Below are 22,432 nucleotides of genomic sequence, written 5' to 3'. Positions count from 1 at the left end.
AAGTTTAACAGGTAGTGCAGCATGGCAGAAATAATTTCTCGGTACGTTGTTGCGCGTTGTGGCTAGAATTTATCGCTAAAGCGCAACAAAGAGACGTTATCAATATTTGTGTGAAAAATGTGTTTGGTGTGTTTTTTATATAAATTTTCGCTAAAACCCCCAACAACGTACCGAGAAATTATTTCTGCCATGCTGCACTACCTGTTAAACTTTAAGATCCAACTAGTCTAAAATCAAACATCAAAAATCGCTATGTTGACTGTTGCATTACCAAAAGGCGCACTTCTGAAAGATACCATTCGATTATTGCAAACTGTGGGATTAGATTTCAGTGCTTTTTTAGAGTCTAACAACCGCCAATTGCAAATTTCCGATCCCAGTAACACCGCCCAAGCTTTGTTAGTCAGGGCGCAAGATGTTCCGGTTTATGTGGAATACGGACAAGCACAATTGGGTGTTGTGGGTTATGATGTATTGCGGGAGAAACAACCGAAAGTTGCCCATATAGCAGATCTGAAATTTGGTTATTGTCGGTTATCTGTCGCTGTAAAACAGTCTAGCCCTTATCGATCGGCCCTGCAACTTCCGCCTCATGGAAGAGTCGCTTCTAAATTTGTTAAATGTGCCGCAGAATATTTTGAAAATTTGGATTTACCTGTGGAAATTGTACCACTTTCTGGTTCAGTAGAATTAGGACCGATTACAGGAATGTCGGAAGCAATTGTTGATTTGGTTTCTAGCGGGCGAACTCTTAAAGAAAATGGTTTAATTGAAACTGATGTGTTGTTTGAAAGTACTGCTAGATTAATTGCTCATCCTTTAAGTTATCGGCTTAATTCTGATGATTTACATGGTTGGTTGGATAAAGTGCGATCGAGAATCTTAGTGGCAGTATAATTGATTATTTGTGATTTGTCATCAGCCATTAGTAGAAGAAAGCTGAAGGGAAGAAAGCTTGTACATAGCTTTTTAACCTTTTCATATTCTAAAATCTAAAATATAAAATGGAATAAGAGATAATTGCCAATTAGGTTTTAGGATGACTCGTTTATCACCGCTAACTAAGGAAGATGATTATCAAAAATCGCCACGCCGGGAAAGTGATTGGCGATTATTTTTGTGGCTAGTTCCTTATGCACGCCGGAATCAGAGATTATTAGTAATATCGATCGCCCTGTTACTCCCAGTAGCAATTTCTGGTTCAATTCAACCATTATTAATTGGACAAGCCGTTTCTTTAATTCGGGGCGAAAAATCAACTTTTCCTTTTTTCCAAGGACTTCCTTTATATCAAGGTATCAATATTCTGGCAGGGTTACTATTACTGTCAGTAGCAATTCGCATCGTAGTTGTTAGTTTTCAATCTTACACAGTCCAGCGAATTGGGCAACAAATTACTGCTGCAATTCGTGAGGATTTATTTACTCATGTAACCTCTTTAGCGGTGAGATTTTTCGATCGCACGCCAGTGGGGAAACTAATTACTCGATTAACTAGCGATGTTGAAGCTTTAGGAGATGTTTTTTCTACTGGTGCGATCGGGATTGTCAGCGATTTATTCAGTATTTTAGTAATTGCCATTTTTATGTTAACTTTGCAATGGCAATTAGCGCTGATGCTGATATTAATGCTAATTCCTGTTTCCCTGGTAATCATTTATTTTCAAAAGCAATTCCGCCAAGCAAATTATAAAGCTAGGGAAGAACTTTCGGTGCTTAATTCCACACTTCAAGAAAACATTGTGGGAATTAGTGTGGTGCAAATGTTCCGCCGAGAGAAGTTTAACTCTGAGATGTTTCGCAAGACTAATAAACGCTATATTCGGGAAATTGACATCACAATTTTTTATGATTCAGCTGTTTCTGCTACTTTAGAGTGGATTTCTTTAGTTGCGATCGCCTGTGTTTTAGGATTAGGTGGCTGGCTGGTGTTGCGGGAAAATTTAACTTTTGGCATCTTATCCACCTTTATTTTATATTCCCAACGTCTCTTCGATCCCCTCAGACAATTAGCCGAAAAATTTACCTCAATTCAAGCAGGTTTTACAGCTGTGGAACGGATTACTGATATTCTCAATGAACCGATCGAAATTCGCGATACCGAAACACCCAAATCTTTGCCCATTATCGGCTATTCTCATCATAATGGCGTTGCCTCAATCGGAGAAATTCGCTTTGAACAAGTTGACTTTGCTTATAAATCAAATGAATACGTTTTAAAGAACCTCGACTTTACCATTCATCCCGGAGAAAAAGTTGCTTTAGTTGGGCCAACAGGCGCAGGAAAAAGTTCAATCATTCGGTTATTATGTCGGCTTTACGAACCTACATCAGGACGAATTATTGTTGATGGAGTTGATATTCGGGACTTACCTCAAACTGAACTGCGTCGTCATATTGGCGTAATTTTGCAAGACGGATTTCTCTTTTCTGGTGATGTGAAAAGTAACATCACTTTAGGAGAAAACTATTCCTTAGAAGCAGTCAAAGCTGCCGCCAAAGCCACTAATGTTGACCAATTCATCGAACAATTACCCCAAGGTTACGACACCGAATTGAGAGAAAGAGGAACCAATCTTTCAGGAGGTCAAAAACAATTATTAGCCTTTGCAAGGGCGGCAATTCGCGATCCGAGAATCTTAGTATTAGACGAAGCAACTGCTAATTTGGATGTCAGAACTGAAGCTTTAATTCAGGAAGCATTAGAAAGATTACTGGTAGGGCGTACTGCAATTATTATCGCCCATCGACTTTCCACAATTCGCAATGTAGACCGCATTTTGGTACTCAAACGCGGAGAATTAGTCGAAACAGGAAGCCACGACGAACTATTAGCAAAAAATGGACTTTATGCCAGCTTGTATAAATTGCAAATGTTAGGAAGTTAGGAATTGGGGTACGGGCAATTCATGAATTACCCAGTCGTAGGGGCAATTAATGAATTGCCCCTACGACTGGGGACTAGGGACTAGGAAACTTACTTTCATTTATCCCCAATACAGCAAATAAAATAGCAATCCTCTTTGAATTGTGAACTCCTCCCTCTCTTCTCTGTGTCCTCTGTGCCGGGAGCGGTTCAAAAAAAATCCAATGTTTGATAAAATGAACTAGTAGGGGCGAAGCAAACAAAGCAGAAAATCTATGGTTTGAACAAATAAATTGTCGCCCGAATGCTTCGCCCCTGTTGAGTCAATCTAAAATTTAAAATCGAATGACCACTTCCGAAGCTTCCCTGTCAAAAAACACCGCTGTTACTGATTCCAATAACAAGGGTAATTGGTCAAATGTATTGCAACAATTACTCGACAAACAATCTTTATCCAATAGCCAAGCCGCAGAATTAATGCAGGGATGGCTAAATGAAGAAATTGAACCTGTTTTATCAGGGGCAATTTTAGCCGCCTTACAAGCCAAAGGAGTTTCTGCTGAAGAATTAGCAGGAATGGCTAAAGTATTACAAGCAAAATCTCTGACATCGGAAAACTATTCTGCCCAAAAATTAGCCAATTCTGTAATTGATACTTGTGGTACTGGTGGCGATGGGGCATCAACTTTTAATATTTCTACAGCAGTGGCTTTTGTGGTAGCAGCGGCAGGTGTAGCTGTAGCGAAACATGGCAATCGTTCTGCTTCTAGTCGGGTAGGTTCTGCGGATGTATTAGAAGCTTTGGGAGTCAATCTTAATGCTAGTCCCGAAAAAGTTCAAGCGGCATTATCAGAGGTGGGAATTACTTTTTTGTTCGCCCCGGGATGGCATCCGGCTTTAAAAGTTGTTGCCCCATTAAGACGGACTTTAAAAGTGCGAACGGTGTTTAATTTATTAGGGCCTTTAGTTAATCCTTTACGTCCTACAGGACAGGTAATTGGTGTTTGTGAACCGCATTTAATGTTGACTATTGCTAATGCTTTGAGTCAGTTGGGAATGGAAAAAGCGATCGTCCTACATGGCAGAGAAAAATTAGATGAAGCGGGATTAGCAGATAAAACAGATTTAGCAATATTATCAGCAGGGGAAGTTAAATTAGAAACAATTTCTCCTGAAGAATTAGGTTTAACAACAGCACTAACAGCCGCAATTCGGGGCGGCGATGTGACAGAAAATGCGGAAATTTTACGCAATGTTTTGCAAGGAAAAGGTACAGATGCTCAACAGGATGTTGTAACATTAAATGCAGCGATCGCACTCCAAGTCGGTGAAATAATACCGCTCGGTGATTATCAAACAGGAATTGCACTAGTAAGGGAAATTTTATCTAGTGGCGCAGCTTGGACAAAATTAGAACAATTAGTTGAGTTTCTTAAATATTAAACCCAAATGTGGGATGGAGATTTGCCTATAACATTGTAAGGTTTGACAAGCAAAGGAGTTTGGTTTAAAGTTGGCAGTAATCATATTTACTTGCTCAACTTTGTTCGTAATTTGATATATTATGTTACAAAAACAATATAGTTTTTTACCTCGGTTTTTCCAGTTAGCGATCGCTAGTGTTTTGTCAAATGTCATGGTTCCCTTAGCGGGATTAGTTGATTTAGCTTTTCTTGGTCACTTAGCCGATCTTCGCTACTTGGCAGGGGTTATTTTAGGTACTATTTTATTTGACTATTTATATCGAGTTTTAAAGCCCTTACGCACTAGCACAAATGCAATTACAGCGCAAGCAGTTGGAGCAAGTGACGATCAAGGAGTATTGCTCACTGGATTACGTAGTGGGTTGATTGCTTTGAGCATTGGTATTCTAATTTTAATTTTGCAATATCCTCTCCAGAAGATAGGATTTTTTATCCTCAATGGTTCTCCAGATATTGAAACTGCCGGAATTGACTATTTCTATGGTCGAATTTGGGGTGCGCCTGCGGTACTTCTGAATTTTGTTTTAATTGGTTGGTTTCTCGGACAAGAAATGAATAAAGTAGTTTTATTCATGTCCTTAGTTGGTAATGGAATGAATGTGGTGCTCGATTATCTTACCATCTTTCAGTGGGGCTGGGGCAGCATGGGCGCAGGAATAGCCACTGCATGGAGTCAGTATTTAGCTTTATTCACTGGGTTAGTTTGGGTAGGTTTTAAAATTAATTGGCAACATTTAGCGATCGCACTCAGAGAAGTTTTCGATCGGCAAGCTTTGAAATCAATTTTAGCTTTTAATGGCAATGTTTTAGTCAGGTTTTTATGTTTAATTTCAGCCTACAGTATTTTCACAAATGTTAGTGCTACTCTCGGAACTACCCTGTTAGCTCAGAATGGTTTATTGTTACAAATTGCTCTTTTGAATCAGTTTACAGTTCAAGGAGTCGGCATGACCACTCAAACTCTAACAGGGAATTTCAAAGGAAAAGGTACAACTGAACTAATCAGTCCTTTATTGCAAGTTTCCCTGACAGTCAGTGGATTTATTTCTCTAACCTTTGCTTTAGGAACAATTTTGTTCCCTCAACAAGTATTTGGAATTTTAACCAACCATAGCGAAGTAAGTGCAGATATCAATAAATATATATTCTGGCTTTTACCACTGTTAACGCTAACTGCTGTAGCTTTTATGCTAGAAGGTTATTTCATCGGTTTAAAAGAAGTAGGAATTTTACGAAATGCTTCTTTAATTGCCTTTGGTATAGGATTTTTGCCCTTAGTAGCTCTAGCTTTTTACTGGCATAATAATCACATATTATGGTTATCTTTAGTAGCTTACATGACCACTGTAACCATTGTTTTAACAGTACAAATGCTACTAAAAATGATGGTTACTCAACCTGTTAATTCCCAGCAAATTGCAAAACAGGAAAATAGTTAGATCGGGTCTTATATAAATTTATGTAAGACAGCTAAGAAAAGTCGCTTTAACTGCGTAGGAGCAAAACCCATAATTAATTTGATGCTTTTTGTTTAAGAAGTTTTGGTTCTAGTTCTTTTTCTTTTTCAGAAAATGTATGTTTACTATCAGATCCACTACAAAAGAAGAATTCAAGTTTTACACTTGTTTCTTCATCCCAAATATCAATTATTGCGAGTAACCTTTGATGAGAATTATTAGAAACTTTAAAGCTGCTCAGTAAGTTGGTCAAAAAATGTACCCGATCGGGATTTCCAGAACAATGCAGTAATCCAAAAATCAGTTGTAAAAGCGTACTTTTGCCACCTCCATTTTGACTGCCAAGGGGAAAAATATTAGGGAAGAAATCCTTTTCAAATGTAATATCAACATTCTGTAAAACGCGAAAGTCAGGAACTTGAACTCGTAGTAAACGCATAATAATTCTTCAGCATTGCTTGATAGTGAATATTTTAACAAGCTTAAATCCCCAATCCCCAGTCCCCAGTCCCCAGCCCTAAGTACAAGGTAACGATCGCAAATATTCGCTAAGATGAGAGCGATCGCCAATTACATGAAATTTTGGCCCTTTAGCTGCCATTTCCACAATACTAACTGCTGCTACAGGCATTGTCATGCGATCGCGATATCGCCCCACATCTATTCCCAACAAGCGACAAATCATAATTCTAATTGTTGCCTTATGTGACACAATTAAAACATTTCCATCAGAATATCTTTCTTGAATTTCTTGAATTACTGAAGAAGAACGACGAGCAATATCGATCGCCCTTTCCCCATTTGGCGGCGCAGTCCAAGCAGGATTAGTTAACCAGGATACATATTCATCATGAAATTCCTGGTTTACTATTGTTGGGTGTAAACCTTCCCAACAACCGTAAGAAACTTCTCGCAATCCATCCCGTAATTGCATTTCTAAACCCACAGTTTCACAAAAAGGCGTTGCAGTTTGAATTGTCCGATGTAAAGGACTAACAAAAGCAGCTTTCCAAGGTAAATCACAGTAAGCTTTCGCAAAAGCTTCTGCCATTAAAATTCCATCTGGTGTGAGTCCCGGGTCGTTTTCGATCGTGCCACAATAACCACCAGTAATACTATAAGCAGTTTGACCGTGACGCAGAAAGTAGAGCTTTAAAGTCATTTGTCATTGGTCATTTGTCATTCAATTTTAGATTTTAGTATAAACAGATCCCCGACTTCTCGAAGAAGTCGGGGATCTCGCTTAAGATCCCCGACTTCTTGAAGAAGTCGGGGATCTGGGGAGATATCTCCAGAAATTAGATGTCTAATGCAGAATAGCAGTTGCTTCGACGTATTCTTTCAACTCAATTTTCACTGGCTGAATTTTCCAGAAATCCTCGCAATAATCGCGGATAGAACGATCGGAAGAAAACTTACCCATTCTTGCCACATTGAGAATAGACATCCGCACCCAGCGATCGACATCACGATATGCTTCACTTACTCGATCCTGAGTATCTATGTAGGAACGATAATCAGCCATTAGCATATACTGATCGTTACCTAATAGGTGATCGACTAAAGGTTTAAACAAGTTAGGATCGCCATGAGAAAAGAAACCGGAAGCGATGCGATCGATCGCCAATTTCAACTCAGGATCTTTTTGGTAATATTCCCAAGGTTTGTAACCTTTTGCTTTCAAAGCATAAACTTCTTCAGTGGTTAATCCACACAAAAAGAAGTTTTCCGCCCCGACTTCTTCCAGGATTTCCACATTCGCGCCATCCAAAGTTCCGATCGTCAGTGCGCCATTTAAGGCAAATTTCATATTACCTGTACCGGAAGCTTCTTTACCTGCGGTAGAAATTTGTTCCGAAAGATCAGCCGACGGATAAATTCTTTGGGCGAATTTCACGCTGAAGTCTTTGAGGAAAACTACTTTTAGGCGATCGCGTACATCAGGATCGCGGTTAACGATATCTCCCACAGAATTAATCAACTTAATGATTAATTTTGCCATGTAATAACCCGGTGCCGCCTTCCCACCAAACAAGAAAGTTCGCGGAGTAATATCAATGTTTGGATTAGCCTTAATCCGGTTATACAAAGTGATAATGTGCAGCACATTCAAATGTTGACGTTTATATTCGTGAAAACGTTTCGCTTGAATATCAAACATCGAATTAACATTGACATTAATTCCTGTAGTTTCCTTAATGTAATCCACCACATCTTGTTTGATTTCTTGCTTCATTTGCCGCCACTGGTGACGGAATTCGGGATCGTCAACAAAAGCTTCTAATTTCTTCATTTCATAGAGATTTTTTACCCAATCATCGCCAATTTTACTGTGGAGTAATTTACAAAGTCTGGGATTACTCAACACCATAAAACGTCGGGGAGTAATGCCATTAGTTTTGTTGTTGAACTTCTGCGGGTACATTTCGTAGAAGTCATGCAACACATCTTTTTGCAACAATTCAGTGTGTAATGCTGCAACACCATTAATTGAGTAACTACCCACACAAGCTAAATATGCCATCCGCACATAACGTTCCCCCGATTCATCAATTAACGACATCCGCCGCAATCTATCTTTATCGTCGGGAAACTTCATACGGACTTCATCTAGGAAACGGTTGTTAATTTCGTAGATAATTTCCAAGTGTCGGGGTAACATTTTGCCAAACAAACTAATCGGCCAACGTTCTAAAGCTTCTGGCAATAAAGTATGATTAGTGTAAGCAAAAGTTTTCTTCGTAATCTCCCAAGCTTTTTCCCAAGGTATATCATGTTCGTCAATCAGTAACCGCATCAATTCTGGGATCGCAACTGATGGGTGAGTATCATTTAACTGAATCACGAATTTTTCGTGGAACTGGTCTAAAGAAACTTTTTGTTGTTCCATAATTCGCATCATATCTTTTAGCGAACAGGAAACAAAAAAGATTTGCTGCGCTAAACGAAGTTCCTTACCTTGAGCCGAGTTATCGTTAGGATAAAGTACTTTCGAGATGTTTTCCGAAACAGTTTTTTGGTGAACTGCGCCTAAGTAATCTCCCGAATCAAAAGCGTAAAAGTCAAAAGATTCTACTGCTTCTGCTTTCCACAAACGTAGGGTGTTAGCGGTGTTAGTTTTGTAACCTAAAATTGGGGTGTCGTAAGGGATGCCTTTAACTACTTTTTCCGGCAGCCAATATACTTTAAAACGTCCATGTTCATCAGCACGCATTTCTGTGCGTCCACCCAGTTTAACTTCTACAGACCATTCTGGGCGGGGAAGTTCCCAAGGATTACCAGCACTTAACCATTTATCAGTTATTTCGACTTGCCAACCGTCTTTAATATCTTGCTCGAAAATGCCGAATTCGTAGCGAATGCCGTAACCTAAAGAGGGAATTTCTAAGGTAGCGAGGGAGTCGAGATAGCAAGCTGCTAATCTACCTAAACCGCCGTTACCTAGTCCGGGTTCTTCTTCTTCTTCTAGCAAATCTCGCAAGTCGAGTCCAAGTTCTTTCATTGCTTGATTAACTTGGTCATAAATTCCCAAGTTAATTAAATTGTTGCCTAATTGTGGCCCCATGAGGAATTCGGCTGACAGATAAGCAACGGTACGGGAGGCGTTTCTGGTGTAGGTTTCGGCGGTGTTTAACCAACGGCGCAATAAACGATCGCGCACCGTATAAGCTAATGCCATGTAAAAATCATTTTTACTGGCAATTCCCGGAAATTTTCCTTGAATATAAAACAGGTTATCTGCAAAGGCTCTTTTTAGCGTTTCTACACTTAACCCAGTGCGATCGTCCTCTATTCTAACTTCTGCTACTGATTCTGATGAATTCGGCAATGTTTGCATAAATCCAATTCCCACTGATTTTTAGACTTTAGATGTTATATTTTAGATTCGCGATTTTTTATTGGCAAATCGCAAATCTAAAATCCCAGAAATTCTGGGTTATTTACTGGTCGCTAATTGTAACACTGCTCCGATTCCTGCGCCCATTTCTTCAGCAGTGATTTTTCCATCTTTGTTGACATCTAAGGCATCAAACACCGCATCACTTCCCAGCCATTCTTCGCGGGTAATAAATCCATCGCCGTCTAAATCATAGACATGGAAAATATCTTCCGCTGCATGAGTGAGGGTAGCTGCACCTTCCAAACGTGCCAGTCTGTCTGCTAATAGTTTCTCCAGAGTTTCTAAAGCTTTGGTAAAACCTTTGATTCCTTCATCGAGTTTTTCGTTAGCCATGCGATCGGCTTCGTGCATTTTATCAAAGGTCGCTTTGTCGAGCGACATTTTTTCCATCTCTGATTTTCCTGCTAATGCTGGGTCAAGTTTGCGCGGTAACTCTCCTGTCCCTGCTTGTAATTCTGCCAACAATGCCGGAGAAATTGTCAACAAATCACAACCTGCCAACTCAGTAATTTCGTCTATATTACGGAAACTAGCTCCCATTACTTCTGTTTTGTAGCCAAACTTTTTGTAATAATTATAAATTTGGGTGACAGAAAGTACGCCCGGATCTTCTGCGGGTGCGTAACTTGTTTTACCAGTTTCTTTCTTGTACCAATCGAGAATTCTCCCCACAAAAGGCGAAATTAAAGTAACTCCAGCTTCGGCACAAGCGATCGCCTGATGCAAGCCAAACAACAAAGTTAAATTACAATGAATTCCCTCTTTTTCTAACACTTCAGCAGCGCGAATTCCTTCCCAAGTCGCAGCAATTTTAATTAAAATTCTCTCTGGAGAAATCCCCGCCGATTGGTATTCCGAAATTAAATAACGAGCCTTAGCAATTGTCCCTTCTGTATCATAAGAAAGTCTAGCATCCACTTCAGTAGAAACCCGACCCGGAATAATTTCCAAAATCTTTTTCCCAAACGCCACCGCCAAGCGATCGAACGCCAAAGAAAGTATTTGAGAATCAGGCGCACCAGCACCAGAATCTTTTTTTGCTTGTTTGAGAGTCTCATCTACAATTTCTTGATACTGGGGCATTTGTGCCGCCGCTGTAATCAAAGAAGGGTTAGTTGTAGCATCTCTAGGTGTAAATTTTTCAATCGCTTGAATATCTCCTGTATCAGCAACAACAACTGTCATTTCCCGCAGTTGTTCCAACAAAGTTTTAGCCATTTCTTGTCTATCCTTTTTTTTTGTTTAGTAATTGGTTATCGGTCATTAGTCATTTGTCATTTGTAAGATGCTTAACTAATGACAAATGACTAATAACTAATGACTCATGCCCTAATTAATACGGCCATTTCCAGTGCATAACATCTGGTTTGTCAACGCCGTATTCGTAAGCGTAGTTGCGGCAATCAATTTGCATATTCTTGAATTTTTCTTTAGCATGAGCGCCTGCAACTTTCAAGCTAGGAATGCGATCGATCGCATCCATAGCAATACTAAAGCGATCGATTTGGTTTTGAATCGCCAATTCCAAAGGTGTGTTAATGTTACCTTTTTCCTTGTACCCGCGAACGTGCAAATTATTATGATTTGTTCGACGATAAGCAAGGCGGTGAATTAACCAGGGATAACCGTGAAAATTGAAGATAATCGGCTTATCAACAGTGAACAAACTATCGAAATCGCGATCGCTTAAACCGTGAGGATGTTCACTATCAGGCTGCAACTTAAACAAATCAACCACATTAATAAACCGAATCTTCAAATCCGGGAATTCCTGACGCAACATTACCGTTGCCGCTAGTGCTTCCAAAGTGGGAATATCACCCGCACAAGCCATCACCAAATCAGGTTCACAACCTTGGTCATTGCTAGCCCAATCCCAAATGCCAATCCCCTTAGTACAATGCTTAATTGCAGCATCCATATCCATATACTGCAAGTGCATTTGTTTGTCGGACACAATCACATTCACGTAATTCTTACTCCGCAAACAGTGATCTGCCACTGACAACAAAGAGTTCACATCTGGAGGCAAATAAATCCGAGTAACTTCCGCACTCTTATTCACCACCAAATCCAAGAAACCTGGATCTTGGTGAGTAAAACCATTGTGATCTTGTCGCCAAACCGTTGAAGTAATCAACAAATTCAACGAAGAAATATCCGCCCGCCAAGAAAGCTGACGGCAAATATCCAACCACTTAGCGTGTTGGTTAAACATCGAATCAATCACATGGACAAAAGCCTCGTAAGTCGAGAAAAATCCATGTCTTCCAGTTAACAAATAACCTTCCAGCCAACCTTCCAAAGTATGTTCGCTGAGCATTTCCATCACCCGACCTTCGGGAGACAGTTCGCTACCGTCTAAGTCTTCCGGGAAAAATTCGGCAATCCAGAACTTCTTACTAACTTCGTAAATCGCTTGGAGTTTGTTTGAGGTATTCTCATCTGGCCCAAACACCCGGAAGTTAGTGGAGTTCATTTTCATTACATCCCGCAAGAAAACACCCAGAGGTTTAGTATTTTCTGCTTCAATTTGTGCGGGTTTGTCAAATTTCGCCCCATATTCCCGGAAATCTGGCATCCGTAAATCTTTCCGCAATAATCCGCCATTAGCATGGGGATTAGCACCAATCCGGCGAGTTCCTTTCGGTGTTAAATCTTTGAGTTCGGGAATTAATCTGCCGTTGTGGTCAAACAGTTCTTCTGGTTTGTAGCTGTGTAACCAATTTTCTAACAGGTGGAAGCTTTCGGGATTCTTAGCCACATCTGCCATTGGGACTTGGTGCGCTCTCCAGAAGCCTTCTACCTTGTGTCCGGCGACTTCTCCTGGGCCAGTCCAACCTTTAGGACTCCGCAGGACAATCATCGGCCAACGGGGACGGAAGGCATTACCTGTGCTGCGGGCTTCCAACTGAATTTTTTTGATTTCAGCAACACAATGATCCAAGGTAGCTGCCATTGCTTGGTGCATTGTCTCAGGATCGGACCCTTCCACAAAGTAAGGCGTGTAGCCGTAGCCTTTGAAGAGATTTTCTAATTCTTCGTGGCTAATACGTGCCGGAATCGTGGGGTTGTTAATTTTGTAACCGTTCAGGTGCAAAATCGGCAGCACTGCGCCATCTCGCACTGGGTTGATAAATTTATTAGAGTGCCAGGAGGTTGCCAGAGCACCTGTTTCAGATTCGCCGTCCCCCACTAACACCGTCACAATTAAGTCTGGGTTGTCGAAAGCTGCACCGTAAGCATGGGAAATACTGTAACCCAGTTCGCCACCTTCGTGAATCGAGCCGGGAGTTTCCGGGGTGCAGTGACTACCCACGCCACCAGGAAAGGAGAATTCTTTAAAGAAGGTTTTCATTCCTTCTTCGTCTTCGCTTTTCTCTGGGTAAATTTCCGAGTAAGTTCCTTCTAAGTAACAGGGCCCAAGATAACCGGGTGCGCCATGTCCAGGGCCTACCAGGTAAATCATATCTAGGTCTTGGTTTTTAATCACTCGGTTCAGGTGAGTGTAGACAAAACTAATCCCTGGACTCGATCCCCAGTGTCCCAACAAGCGCTTTTTGATCTGTTCGATTTTCAAGGGTTCTCTGAGCAGGGGATTATCTTTCAGGTAAATCATTCCCACTGCTAAATAGTTGCAAGCCCGCCAAAAAGCGTGCATTTTGCGGAGTTCTTCGCCGCTCAGGGGGGCTCCCTCTACTGTAGCTCGCGCTGTTCCAAATGCGCTAATCGATGCTGTGTCAGTCGTTGGTTTGGGAGGAGTTGCTACCATATTTCCTCATTCTCAAGGTTTACTTGCGTCTCTACAATTGCTACACAGACTTAGTTCTAGAACTAGTCAGTTTTTTGTGAGCTTTTATCCAAGGTTAGGCAGAATTCTCAGAAAATCATCTCTTACAAGGGATAGATAATTAAGGATTATTTTCCCAGCTTCTGAACCTTTTTGTTGACTTAGGATTAGCTTTGTATAAGCATTTTTTATCTCTACGTTGTTGAGGTTGGTAACTTTTGCAGGTAGTTTAACATCTAAAATGCAATCAATCCATCATCGCAACTATAATTTTTAAGTTTTTCTATTTTTGTATAAACTTTATCATTAAGCTTAACTAAATAAAGTTAACTAGCTTACTGGGAAATAATTTAATATTTTATTAATGTAATAATCATCTTCTCTTAAGTAACATGGTGTAATGCTGATGCCAAATTCAATATAATAAACCCTTTCCAAAAAAGCAAGTTGTGAAGTTTCCCGCTTGTTCAATTATCTATTGTATTAAGATAAAGTTTGAATGTTGTGGGGAACAGTCTCTGAAGGTAGATTCATGAGCTTAATGCTGTATTTTTTACGACACGGACAAACAATTTACAGCCGTGCTAATAGTTATTGTGGCTCGCTCGATCCAGAGTTAACTGCTGAAGGAATAGAGATGGCACAGGCTTTTACCCAAGCGTATAATTCTTTTCCTTGGACGGCAATTTTTTGTAGTCCTTTGCGCCGCACTGTAGCAACAGCGAAGCCATTGTGTGATGCTATTGGCATGGAAATGCAATTGCGAGATGGACTCAAAGAAATTACTTATGGTAAGTGGGAGGGTTTATCTCCAGAAGAGGTGAGTTTACAATTCCATGATGATTATATTCGCTATTTAGCAGATCCGGGTTGGAATGCGCCGACGGGTGGAGAAAGAGCGGTGGATATTGCTCAACGCAGTTCTGCTGTGCTGGAGGAGATTGAACAAATTTATAAAACGGGTAATATTTTGATTGTTTCTCACAAGGCGACCATTAGAATTATGCTTTGTTGGTTGTTAGGAATTGATGTGGGGAGATTTCGCGATCGCATTTCTGCCCCTGTAGCCTCTGTTAGTGTAATTGAATACGGCGTACATGGCCCTTTACTTCATGTTTTAGCCGATCGCTCTCATTTGGGCCCACATCTGCGGAATTTACCTGGCACTTAAACTCTCAACGTCTAGTTCAATACATTACTTAGCAAGACAGAATTTGTCAACCATAAAACATTTTTCCAAAAGATTTGGCAACTTTTCTTACAGTAATTTGCCTGACTATCGGATAAAACTGTAATGACAACTATCGCCGGGGGGAAATATCTTTGATTCGGCAATAATCCTTTTTCTAAAATTTTTAAATAATTCTGGTTTTGCTAAGGTATACTCCGAGTAGTAGTTGCTTCCAGCAATTCCTCTGCTTTGCTGTAAATATTAAAGTAAAGCAATGTTTTTACCGGAGTTAGAAAGTAATGTTAGAACCAGCAAAAACTGTCCTCATTTATCAAAAACAACCAGGAATTAAAGAATTCTCCAAAGGTGAAGTAATTTTTGAAGCTGGAGAAATTGGTGCTGTGATGTATGGTGTACTCGAAGGTGTAGTAGATTTATATGTGGGTAATAAAGTTGTAGAAACGATCGAAACAGGTGATGTATTTGGAGAAGGAGCATTAGTTCATGAATCACATAAAAGGGCTACCACAGCTGTTGCGAAAACTAATTGCAAACTTGCATATTTAGATAAAGACAGATTTCTGTTTGCAGTGCATGAAACACCTGTTTTTGCCCTAGAAGTAATGCGGAGTTACTCAAATCGTCTGCGACGCTTAAAAGAGGCATTTTAAACTTGCTGCAAGGGGCAGAAGTTTTCAGTAGTTAATCAAAAATCGGAATCGATCCCAATGAAAATACTAGTTCTCAATGCTGGATCTAGCAGTCAGAAAAGCTGCCTTTATTCCCTAAAAGAAGAAGCGCTACCAGTGCAATCACCGAAACCAATTTGGGAAGCACAAATTGATTGGAGTCACCATGAAGGTGTTGCAGAACTGAAGGTAAAAACAATTCATGGGGCTGTTTTAAAAGAGGAATTAAACGCCCAATCTCGCCAAGAAACTGTTGAGTATATGCTGAAAAGTCTTTGGCAAGGTGAAACTAAAGTAATTGATAGTTTAGCAGAAATTGATTGCGTTGGTCATCGGGTGGTGCATGGAGGAGATAAGTATAAAGAAAGTAGTTTAATTACCAAAGAAGTTAAAGAAGCGATCGCTGATTTTGCCAAATTCGCCCCCGTACATAACCCAGCTAATTTACAAGGAATTGAAGCTATAGAACAAATTTTAGGCGAAAAAGTGGCACAAGTTGCTGTGTTTGATACAGCTTTTCATGCCAAAATGCCGGAAGCAGCTATTGTCTATGCCCTACCTTATGAATTTTACGAACATGGCATTCGTCGCTACGGATTTCATGGCATTAGTCATCAATATGTTTCCCAACGTGCAGCCCAACTTTTAGGCAAAGATTTAACATCATTAAAATTAGTAACCTGTCACTTAGGAAATGGTTGTTCTTTAGCAGCGGTAAAAAATGGACACAGCATTGATACAACAATGGGATTTACTCCCACTGCTGGATTAATGATGGGAACTCGTTCAGGAGATATTGACCCAGGAATTATTATAGACTTGTTGCGAAGGGGTCATACAGGCGAACAAATCGATGATATTTTTAATCGTCGATCGGGATTTTTAGGACTTTCGGGAATATCTGCGGATATGCGAAAAATTGAAGAAGCGATCGCCCAAGGTAACACCCGTGCTCAACTCGCATACAATGTTTATCTTCACATATTACGCTCTTTTATTGGTGCGATGATTGCCTCTTTGGGCGGTGTAGATGCTTTAGTATTTACCGCCGGAGTTGGGGAAAATGCTGCTAATTTGCGTGCTGATGTTTGTGCATCTTTTGAGTTTTTAGGGCTAAAAATTGACGAGGAGAAAAATAACCATAGACCTGTAGATCAAGATATTTCTACACCTGATTCCCCAGTCAAAGTTTTAGTAATTCACACACAAGAAGATTGGGCGATCGCTCAAGAGTGTGTCCGTTTAACTCAATTGTCAGTCATTCCCAGTCCCTTGTAATACCTATACAAGAAAGATTGTAGAGACGTTGTATACATTGTAGAGACGTTGTATACAACGTCTCTACAATGCGGGTAATCGATCGGACATGATAAGATTGAAGTCGCTACAACGAAAAAAAAAGACGGTTGTCCCGTCTTCTTTACATTCAAAACCAAATTCTATGTAAAATAGCTTCAGCAGTAGAAGTCTAATTTCCTGATTTTGGCTTCAAAGCTAGTAAAACTTCCATTTGGCTAGTTGATGAATCTGGCTGAGTAGCAGTGATACCAATACCCCGAATTGAATTGAGAAAAGCACTAACTTCTGGAGGTATTGTACTTGCTTGAGTGCTAGGCAAATTACGATTCATCAAAGCCATTGTTTTGTCCATATCCAGGTAAAAATAACCACCATTTGGCTTCGGTAAAGTATTAGTAATAGCTTTAAATGATGGGCTATTTTCTAGAGATTGAGAATTACTAGCCATTGCGTCAACAACGGAACTACCTGTAGCGATAAACAGTGATTCTCCATCTAACCAACCATAACCTAACCAAGCTTCTTGTCCAGGACTTGACCATTCGGTAATAGTTTTCCCTTGAATATTTCTTTGGGTTACATTAATTGAATTAGTCTTGGCTAATTCATTGATTTTTGCTAAAATGTTTTCGGCACTGGAATTAGCCAATTTGATTTTTTTTCAGGCATTTTTTTAAGCTTTACTCAGATAGTTATTACAGAGTTGAAAAACTAGCTCTCACCCTGAGAGCATCCCTAGACTTGCTAATATTTCTACTAGTAAATACTTCAACCTGAAAAAAAGCTATTCCAGAAGGCATTAAGGACTTTGTAGGGGCAATTCATGAATTGCCCCTACAGCGTCCGCCCCTGGAACCTCTTTGCCTCTTACAACTTGGTGGTTTCCAAAACTTGTGGTTCTTGGAACAACGGCGTACTCAAGTAACGTTCGCCAAAACTTGGTTGTATCATCACAATTAAACGACCTGCATTTTCTTCCCGTTTGCCAATTTTAATTGCGGCTGCTAAAGCTGCACCGGAAGAAATACCAGAAAGCAAACCTTCTTCTCTTGCTAAACGACGACTGAAATACATCGCTTCATCATCTGCAACTGGAATTACTTCGTCTATTAATTCTACTTTCAAAACTTCGGGAACAAACCCCGCACCAATACCTTGAATTTTATGAGGGCCTGCTTTTCCCCCTGAAAGCACTGGACTATTTACAGGTTCAACTGCGATCGCTTTAAAACTTGGTTTGCGCTGTTTAATTACTTCCGCAACTCCGGTTAAAGTACCACCAGTACCAACACCAGCAATTAAAAAATCTATTTCTCCATCTGTGTCAGTCCAAATTTCTTCAGCAGTGGTTTCGCGGTGTATTTTCGGATTAGCTGGGTTGCGGAATTGCTGCAACAGATAACCATTAGGAATAGTAGCAGCAATTTCTTCCGCACGGCGAATTGCTCCCCGCATTCCTTCCATACCTGGAGTTAATTCTAAGGTGGCACCATAAGCTTTGAGCATATTACGTCTTTCGATGCTCATTGTCTCTGGCATGGTGAGAATTAATTCGTAACCTTTGGCAGCTGCTACCATTGCCAAAGCGATGCCTGTATTACCAGAAGTTGGCTCAACTAAAACGGTTTTTCCTGGCTGAATTAATCCCGCTTCTTCTGCTACTTGAATCATACTTGCGCCAATGCGGTCTTTTACAGAAGCAGCTGGGTTCATCCCTTCCAATTTGACCACAATTTGTGCTAAACATCCTTCTGATTGCGGAATTCGATTTAACTGTACTAGTGGGGTGCGTCCAATCAATTCTGTTACATTACGAGCAATTCGCATTTTCTACTCCTTAACGCGCATGAGAGTTTAACTTTTGGCTTTCATCCCAGTGATCAGAGAAGTCCTGTAAGGTATGGCGCTGCTTGCTCGTAATTACTACCTGGTTCTCAAAGAGCTAATCAAGCGTTTCGCACCCTACTGGACAATTTTATCTCTGACAAAGTATGATATTTAATTATACTACGGTTAGTCGATTGGATTATTGTACTTATTGCAACAAAAATCTACTTTTCCTTTAATTTCAACTTTTCTTAAGTAATTCAATTACTTAAATTTCTTAATTAATAGCTTTTTTTCCGCCTAACTTCCCTCACCGATCTGTAGTTTTTACTTGGGCTAAAAAATTTTTGATTAGCTTGGTTCTAGATAGTTACCCAAACAAATAACTAGAAAATTATGCTTTAAAATAACTTTAAAATCCTCCCATATCTTTGATATTAATTTTTGTTAAATAAAATATTATATGTGTAAATAAATTTTAACATCTGATATGTTTAACAATTCATTTGCAGTAGCAAAGTGAACTTTAACGTCAAATAAAAAGCCTCGATCGCGAGTTAAAGAAAGCATGGGAAAAGTTAATAATTCTCTAAATGTATCCGCAGAAATTTCTGATGGTATGGCAGAAACAGAGCGGAAAATAGGGCAAGTCTACTTCATTAGGCATGGTGAAAGTACTAGCAACGAACGCAATATTTTTGCGGGGGTGCTGGATGTTGGATTAACAGCATTTGGTAAGTTGCAAGCACGTCGCGCCGGAATGGATATTAAGAAAAGAGGCATCAAATTTGATGCTGTATATGTTTCGCACATGAGAAGGGCGCGGCAAACTTGTCAAATAGCAGTTGATGTCAGCCAATCACTCAAATCACCAGATATTCCGATTAATATCGATCACCGCATTGGTGAGAAATCTTTTGGGATTTTTGCTGGGAGAAATTTGAATTTGTTGCGCCTTGCTTTGGGCTATGAAGGCTTCGAGGAAATGCTACATTCGCATAATGAAGCTCCTCCAGCTGGGGAAAAAATAGACCAAGTTTATGCGAGGGCTGCTAGTTTTTATCGGGAAAAAGTTGTTCCCCATTTGGAACAAGGCGAAGATGTTCTCGTAGTGTGCCATCAGTATGTTTTGGAGCCTTTAGCGCTTTATTTAAGTGGCTTACCACCAACGGCTTATAAACATTTGAAGTTGCCAAATGGTAAGGCTCTGAGTAAAGAAGAGTTGACTAAGTTCCGTGATAAAGAATCTAGCGGTAGTGCGGAGTTACGGAAAAAGATCAACGATCTTTCGATTATGTGGGCGATTTTGCTCTATGCTGTGTCATTTTTAGTTGGCAGTTTGGCGAGAGCTTTGAGCGCTTCTGATTATCAACTGCTTCCGCCAGTTTTTACTTGGTTAATTGTTGCTTGTTTGGCAGTTTCCACTTTTTATACTTATCTGGATATTGACTTTGCTGGAACTAGGGGTAAAGTAACTCCGACTGTCAAGTGGATAGTTAATGGTTGGATGTTAGTTCGATGGGCGATCGGACTATTTTTAATATTTTCAGGAATTTTGTATCAAAGTCCGGCAGACTTATACAAAATTTTGTGGGTGTTATTTTGGATGGTGCCCCCAGCTTTGACTTCGCCAGTTTTATCAGTACTTTGGGGCGGGAATCTTTATCCCTCTGCGGTGCTGTCTCGGTTGTTATCAATAGTTGCTCCTTTGGCGCTTCTAGGGACTTTTGCTCTTGCACCTTTACCAATTAAAGTTGACAGTTTGAACTTTTTCTTTGTCATTTTAATTGTAGGTTTAGCAATTCCCGCTGCGATCGCGCAATATTGGCGGGGTAAATCTCCTGTAGAATCAAATCACCACAGTAAAAACTGGAAATTTATCGGTGTTTTAGCTGTGGCAATTATGGCTTTATTTACAGGCTTCCAGTTTACGCCATATACGATTATTTCCGACTTATTTACTTCAGCTGCGCCTGAGCGATCGATCGCCTGTTTACAACAACTAGCACTAGCAGTATTAATCTTTATCTTCATGCGTTTAGCTGCTACCTTAACTTACGTATTTTCCAACGGGAAAATCATCAAAGCCGAAGCACAAGACGCTTACATTCTATTAGTGAATCCCAACTTTTTCCTCTGGGCTGCCCTATTCATGAGCGCAGTTAGCGTAGTTCCCAACCCAGATACTTTGAAATATGCCGCTTTTTGGGCAGCACTAGGTTTCTTCTGCATCCCCATAATTGAGCAAATTTTGTTCATGAATCTTTTCAGCAATGACATATTGCGCGAAACATTGCAATCCTCAAGAATGGCAACAGAAGATATCAGAAAACTGTTCCTAGAATTGGATAAAGACGGCAGTAAGTCACTGGATAAAGACGAGATTTTTGAACTGTTAGGCATGATTGAAGACTTAACAGTAGGCGAACGTAGTCCTGAAGAAGTTAGAAGACACATTACTGATTATCTGTTCCACATTCTCGACAGTGATAAAAATGGCACTGTTGACTTACAAGAGTTAGAAGATTACGTATCGGTGTATGGGTTAGTTGCTAACCTAAACGCTGCCGCATAATGCAACTCGGTTTGTGTGATTAAACAAAGAGAGGTTAGCACAGATTTTATGCTGACCTCTCTTCTCCAATCTTTATTAACTAGAAATTTCCCCGACAAGTACAAGAGAGCCAAAAAAACTTTGAAAAGTTGCAATATTAAATTATTATTTGTTTTAGTACAATTTTATCTAAAATATGTTTAAATTGTTGTGGAGTAATATTGTGTTCTAGAAAAATATGTCTTTAAATGTTGAACTGTTAGAGCAAAGTTTTGCACAAATAAAACCTCACTCTGAGGAATTTGTAGCTAGTTTCTACGAAAACCTGTTTACAGCTTACCCAGAAGCAAAGGCGTTATTTGCCAAAACTAATATGGCGGAACAACGTAAACATTTGTTAGCGGCATTAGTCTTGGTAGTACAAAATTTACGGAAGCCAGAGGTTTTAGTGGAAATTCTTCAAACTTTAGGAGCTAAACATCTCAAATACGGAACACTTCCCGAACATTACCCCTTAGTTGGGCAAGCATTACTAACAACTTTTGGGCAGTATCTTCAGCAGGATTGGACTCCTGAAATTAAGCAAGCATGGACAGATGCTTTGGAAGCAATTACTGCTTTGATGTTACAAGGTGCAGCAGAAGTATCTTCTTAGAACTCACATTCCGCACTTCAAAATGTAGTAAATAACTAAACATTTTGGGTAGCTTGGCGAGTACTTCAAGTATTTTTATTGATAGCTAAGCTACTCAGGATTGGTGTAATACTTTCTCTATTAACGTAAGTTGCTAGTTACGGTTGAGTAGGGTGCGTCAGACCGATAAATTTAGCTATCTTACCCAAAATTCTGCTATCTGACGCACCCTACAGCCTCAAAATTAATAACTAGCAACTTGAGTTATTATAGATTGACGTGCGGAATCTGCAATATCAGGCTTTCAGAAGGTGGCAATTACAAAAGAACGGATTTTTGAGATAATAAATATACTAACAGGAAAAGGATTACTCATGAAATTGGATAAGTTTGTCTTAGCCGAAAAAATGGCATTTCTCATTTCAATTCCACCAGAAAGCAATTTAGCCAAATTACTTTCTTTTTGTTTAGCAACAAAAACTAGACACAATACTTCAGGAGTAGAGATTCTCAAGCTAACTTACGAACTAATGGAAAACCCATCCAATTTACCTTATTGGGTTCAAGATATCATGGGAATCGATTTAGATTATAGCGCCAATGAATGGAAAGCTTTGGGAGAAATGGGCATCAAAGATCCAGCAGAATTCATGGCTAAACTTTATCAAGAATTAGCGGAGTTAAATTTATAGCATCAACCTAAAACTTAAGTAAATGGGTTTTCCGGGTTAACTATAAATTTTTAGCAACTTATCACCAGA

General features: G+C 39.8%; 17 protein-coding genes. 10 read left to right on the top strand and 7 right to left on the bottom strand.

Features of this window, described 5'->3' with window-relative positions; translation table 11 throughout:
* The first annotated feature begins 252 nt into the window (after nucleotides 1-252).
* From hisG to gntT, 4 genes are all read left to right on the top strand, one after another.
* Nucleotides 253-897, top strand: a complete 645-nt coding sequence (gene hisG / locus ACE1CC_RS30560) for an ATP phosphoribosyltransferase (protein WP_413274199.1) — start codon at nucleotides 253-255, stop codon at nucleotides 895-897.
* A 142-nt stretch (nucleotides 898-1,039) separates the two neighbouring features.
* Nucleotides 1,040-2,887 (top strand): ABC transporter ATP-binding protein, encoded by a 1,848-nt coding sequence (locus tag ACE1CC_RS30555; RefSeq protein ID WP_413274198.1) that lies wholly within the window; start codon nucleotides 1,040-1,042, stop codon nucleotides 2,885-2,887.
* Nucleotides 2,888-3,210: 323 nt separating this feature from the next.
* Nucleotides 3,211-4,308 carry an anthranilate phosphoribosyltransferase gene (gene trpD / locus ACE1CC_RS30550; RefSeq protein ID WP_413274197.1) on the top strand — a complete coding sequence of 366 codons (1,098 nt, stop codon included), beginning with the start codon at nucleotides 3,211-3,213 and terminating at the stop codon, nucleotides 4,306-4,308.
* A gap of 121 nt (nucleotides 4,309-4,429) precedes the next feature.
* Nucleotides 4,430-5,788, top strand: coding sequence for a guanitoxin biosynthesis MATE family efflux transporter GntT (gene gntT, locus ACE1CC_RS30545; RefSeq protein WP_413274196.1), 1,359 nt, complete (start codon nucleotides 4,430-4,432; stop codon nucleotides 5,786-5,788).
* 73 nt (nucleotides 5,789-5,861) lie between these two features.
* Here the strand turns inward: gntT and ACE1CC_RS30540 are convergent, their stop codons facing one another.
* The 5 genes from ACE1CC_RS30540 to ACE1CC_RS30520 all read right to left on the bottom strand — a co-directional run bounded on the left by ACE1CC_RS30540 (nucleotide 5,862) and on the right by ACE1CC_RS30520 (nucleotide 13,479).
* A complete protein-coding gene (locus ACE1CC_RS30540; RefSeq protein ID WP_413274195.1) occupies nucleotides 5,862-6,245 on the bottom strand; it encodes a P-loop NTPase family protein in 384 nt (127 codons plus the stop codon).
* Nucleotides 6,246-6,323: 78 nt separating this feature from the next.
* On the bottom strand, nucleotides 6,324-6,968 hold the full coding sequence (locus tag ACE1CC_RS30535) for a histidine phosphatase family protein (protein ID WP_413274194.1): 645 nt from the start codon (nucleotides 6,966-6,968) through the stop codon (nucleotides 6,324-6,326).
* Between the two features lie 144 nt (nucleotides 6,969-7,112).
* Nucleotides 7,113-9,644 carry a glycogen/starch/alpha-glucan phosphorylase gene (locus tag ACE1CC_RS30530; protein ID WP_413274193.1) on the bottom strand — a complete coding sequence of 844 codons (2,532 nt, stop codon included), beginning with the start codon at nucleotides 9,642-9,644 and terminating at the stop codon, nucleotides 7,113-7,115.
* A gap of 99 nt (nucleotides 9,645-9,743) precedes the next feature.
* The gene (locus ACE1CC_RS30525) at nucleotides 9,744-10,925 is read right to left on the bottom strand and encodes a transaldolase (protein ID WP_413274192.1); all 1,182 of its coding nucleotides are present in this window, start codon (nucleotides 10,923-10,925) and stop codon (nucleotides 9,744-9,746) included.
* Between the two features lie 115 nt (nucleotides 10,926-11,040).
* Nucleotides 11,041-13,479, bottom strand: a complete 2,439-nt coding sequence (locus ACE1CC_RS30520) for a phosphoketolase family protein (protein WP_413274191.1) — start codon at nucleotides 13,477-13,479, stop codon at nucleotides 11,041-11,043.
* Between the two features lie 550 nt (nucleotides 13,480-14,029).
* Between ACE1CC_RS30520 and ACE1CC_RS30515 the strand changes: the two genes are divergently transcribed.
* From ACE1CC_RS30515 to ACE1CC_RS30505, 3 genes are all read left to right on the top strand, one after another.
* Nucleotides 14,030-14,668 carry a histidine phosphatase family protein gene (locus tag ACE1CC_RS30515; RefSeq protein ID WP_413274190.1) on the top strand — a complete coding sequence of 213 codons (639 nt, stop codon included), beginning with the start codon at nucleotides 14,030-14,032 and terminating at the stop codon, nucleotides 14,666-14,668.
* A gap of 299 nt (nucleotides 14,669-14,967) precedes the next feature.
* Nucleotides 14,968-15,339 carry a Crp/Fnr family transcriptional regulator gene (locus ACE1CC_RS30510; RefSeq protein ID WP_413274189.1) on the top strand — a complete coding sequence of 124 codons (372 nt, stop codon included), beginning with the start codon at nucleotides 14,968-14,970 and terminating at the stop codon, nucleotides 15,337-15,339.
* A 57-nt stretch (nucleotides 15,340-15,396) separates the two neighbouring features.
* Nucleotides 15,397-16,635, top strand: coding sequence for an acetate kinase (locus tag ACE1CC_RS30505; RefSeq protein ID WP_413274188.1), 1,239 nt, complete (start codon nucleotides 15,397-15,399; stop codon nucleotides 16,633-16,635).
* Between the two features lie 190 nt (nucleotides 16,636-16,825).
* On the opposite strand, the gene ACE1CC_RS30500 is transcribed toward ACE1CC_RS30505, so the two are convergent.
* Nucleotides 16,826-17,305: a DUF3352 domain-containing protein gene (locus ACE1CC_RS30500; protein WP_413274187.1), complete on the bottom strand. Its 480-nt coding sequence runs from the start codon at nucleotides 17,303-17,305 to the stop codon at nucleotides 16,826-16,828.
* A 218-nt stretch (nucleotides 17,306-17,523) separates the two neighbouring features.
* Entirely contained in the window at nucleotides 17,524-18,483 is a 960-nt protein-coding gene (cysK, locus tag ACE1CC_RS30495) for a cysteine synthase A (protein WP_413274186.1), read from the bottom strand.
* Between the two features lie 568 nt (nucleotides 18,484-19,051).
* Here cysK and ACE1CC_RS30490 point away from each other — a divergent pair.
* The 3 genes from ACE1CC_RS30490 (at nucleotide 19,052) to ACE1CC_RS30480 (ending at nucleotide 22,363) form a co-directional block, all read left to right on the top strand.
* On the top strand, nucleotides 19,052-21,058 hold the full coding sequence (locus ACE1CC_RS30490) for a histidine phosphatase family protein (RefSeq protein ID WP_413274185.1): 2,007 nt from the start codon (nucleotides 19,052-19,054) through the stop codon (nucleotides 21,056-21,058).
* 217 nt (nucleotides 21,059-21,275) lie between these two features.
* Nucleotides 21,276-21,692 (top strand): globin family protein, encoded by a 417-nt coding sequence (locus ACE1CC_RS30485; protein ID WP_413274184.1) that lies wholly within the window; start codon nucleotides 21,276-21,278, stop codon nucleotides 21,690-21,692.
* Nucleotides 21,693-21,982: 290 nt separating this feature from the next.
* Nucleotides 21,983-22,363: a hypothetical protein gene (locus ACE1CC_RS30480; RefSeq protein ID WP_413274183.1), complete on the top strand. Its 381-nt coding sequence runs from the start codon at nucleotides 21,983-21,985 to the stop codon at nucleotides 22,361-22,363.
* The last annotated feature ends 69 nt before the right edge of the window (nucleotides 22,364-22,432 follow it).

The organism is Floridaenema aerugineum BLCC-F46, from assembly GCF_041929345.1.
GTDB classification, from domain to species: Bacteria; Cyanobacteriota; Cyanobacteriia; order Cyanobacteriales; family Aerosakkonemataceae; genus Floridanema; species Floridanema aerugineum.
This window is presented reverse-complemented; position numbering and strand designations above follow the sequence as displayed.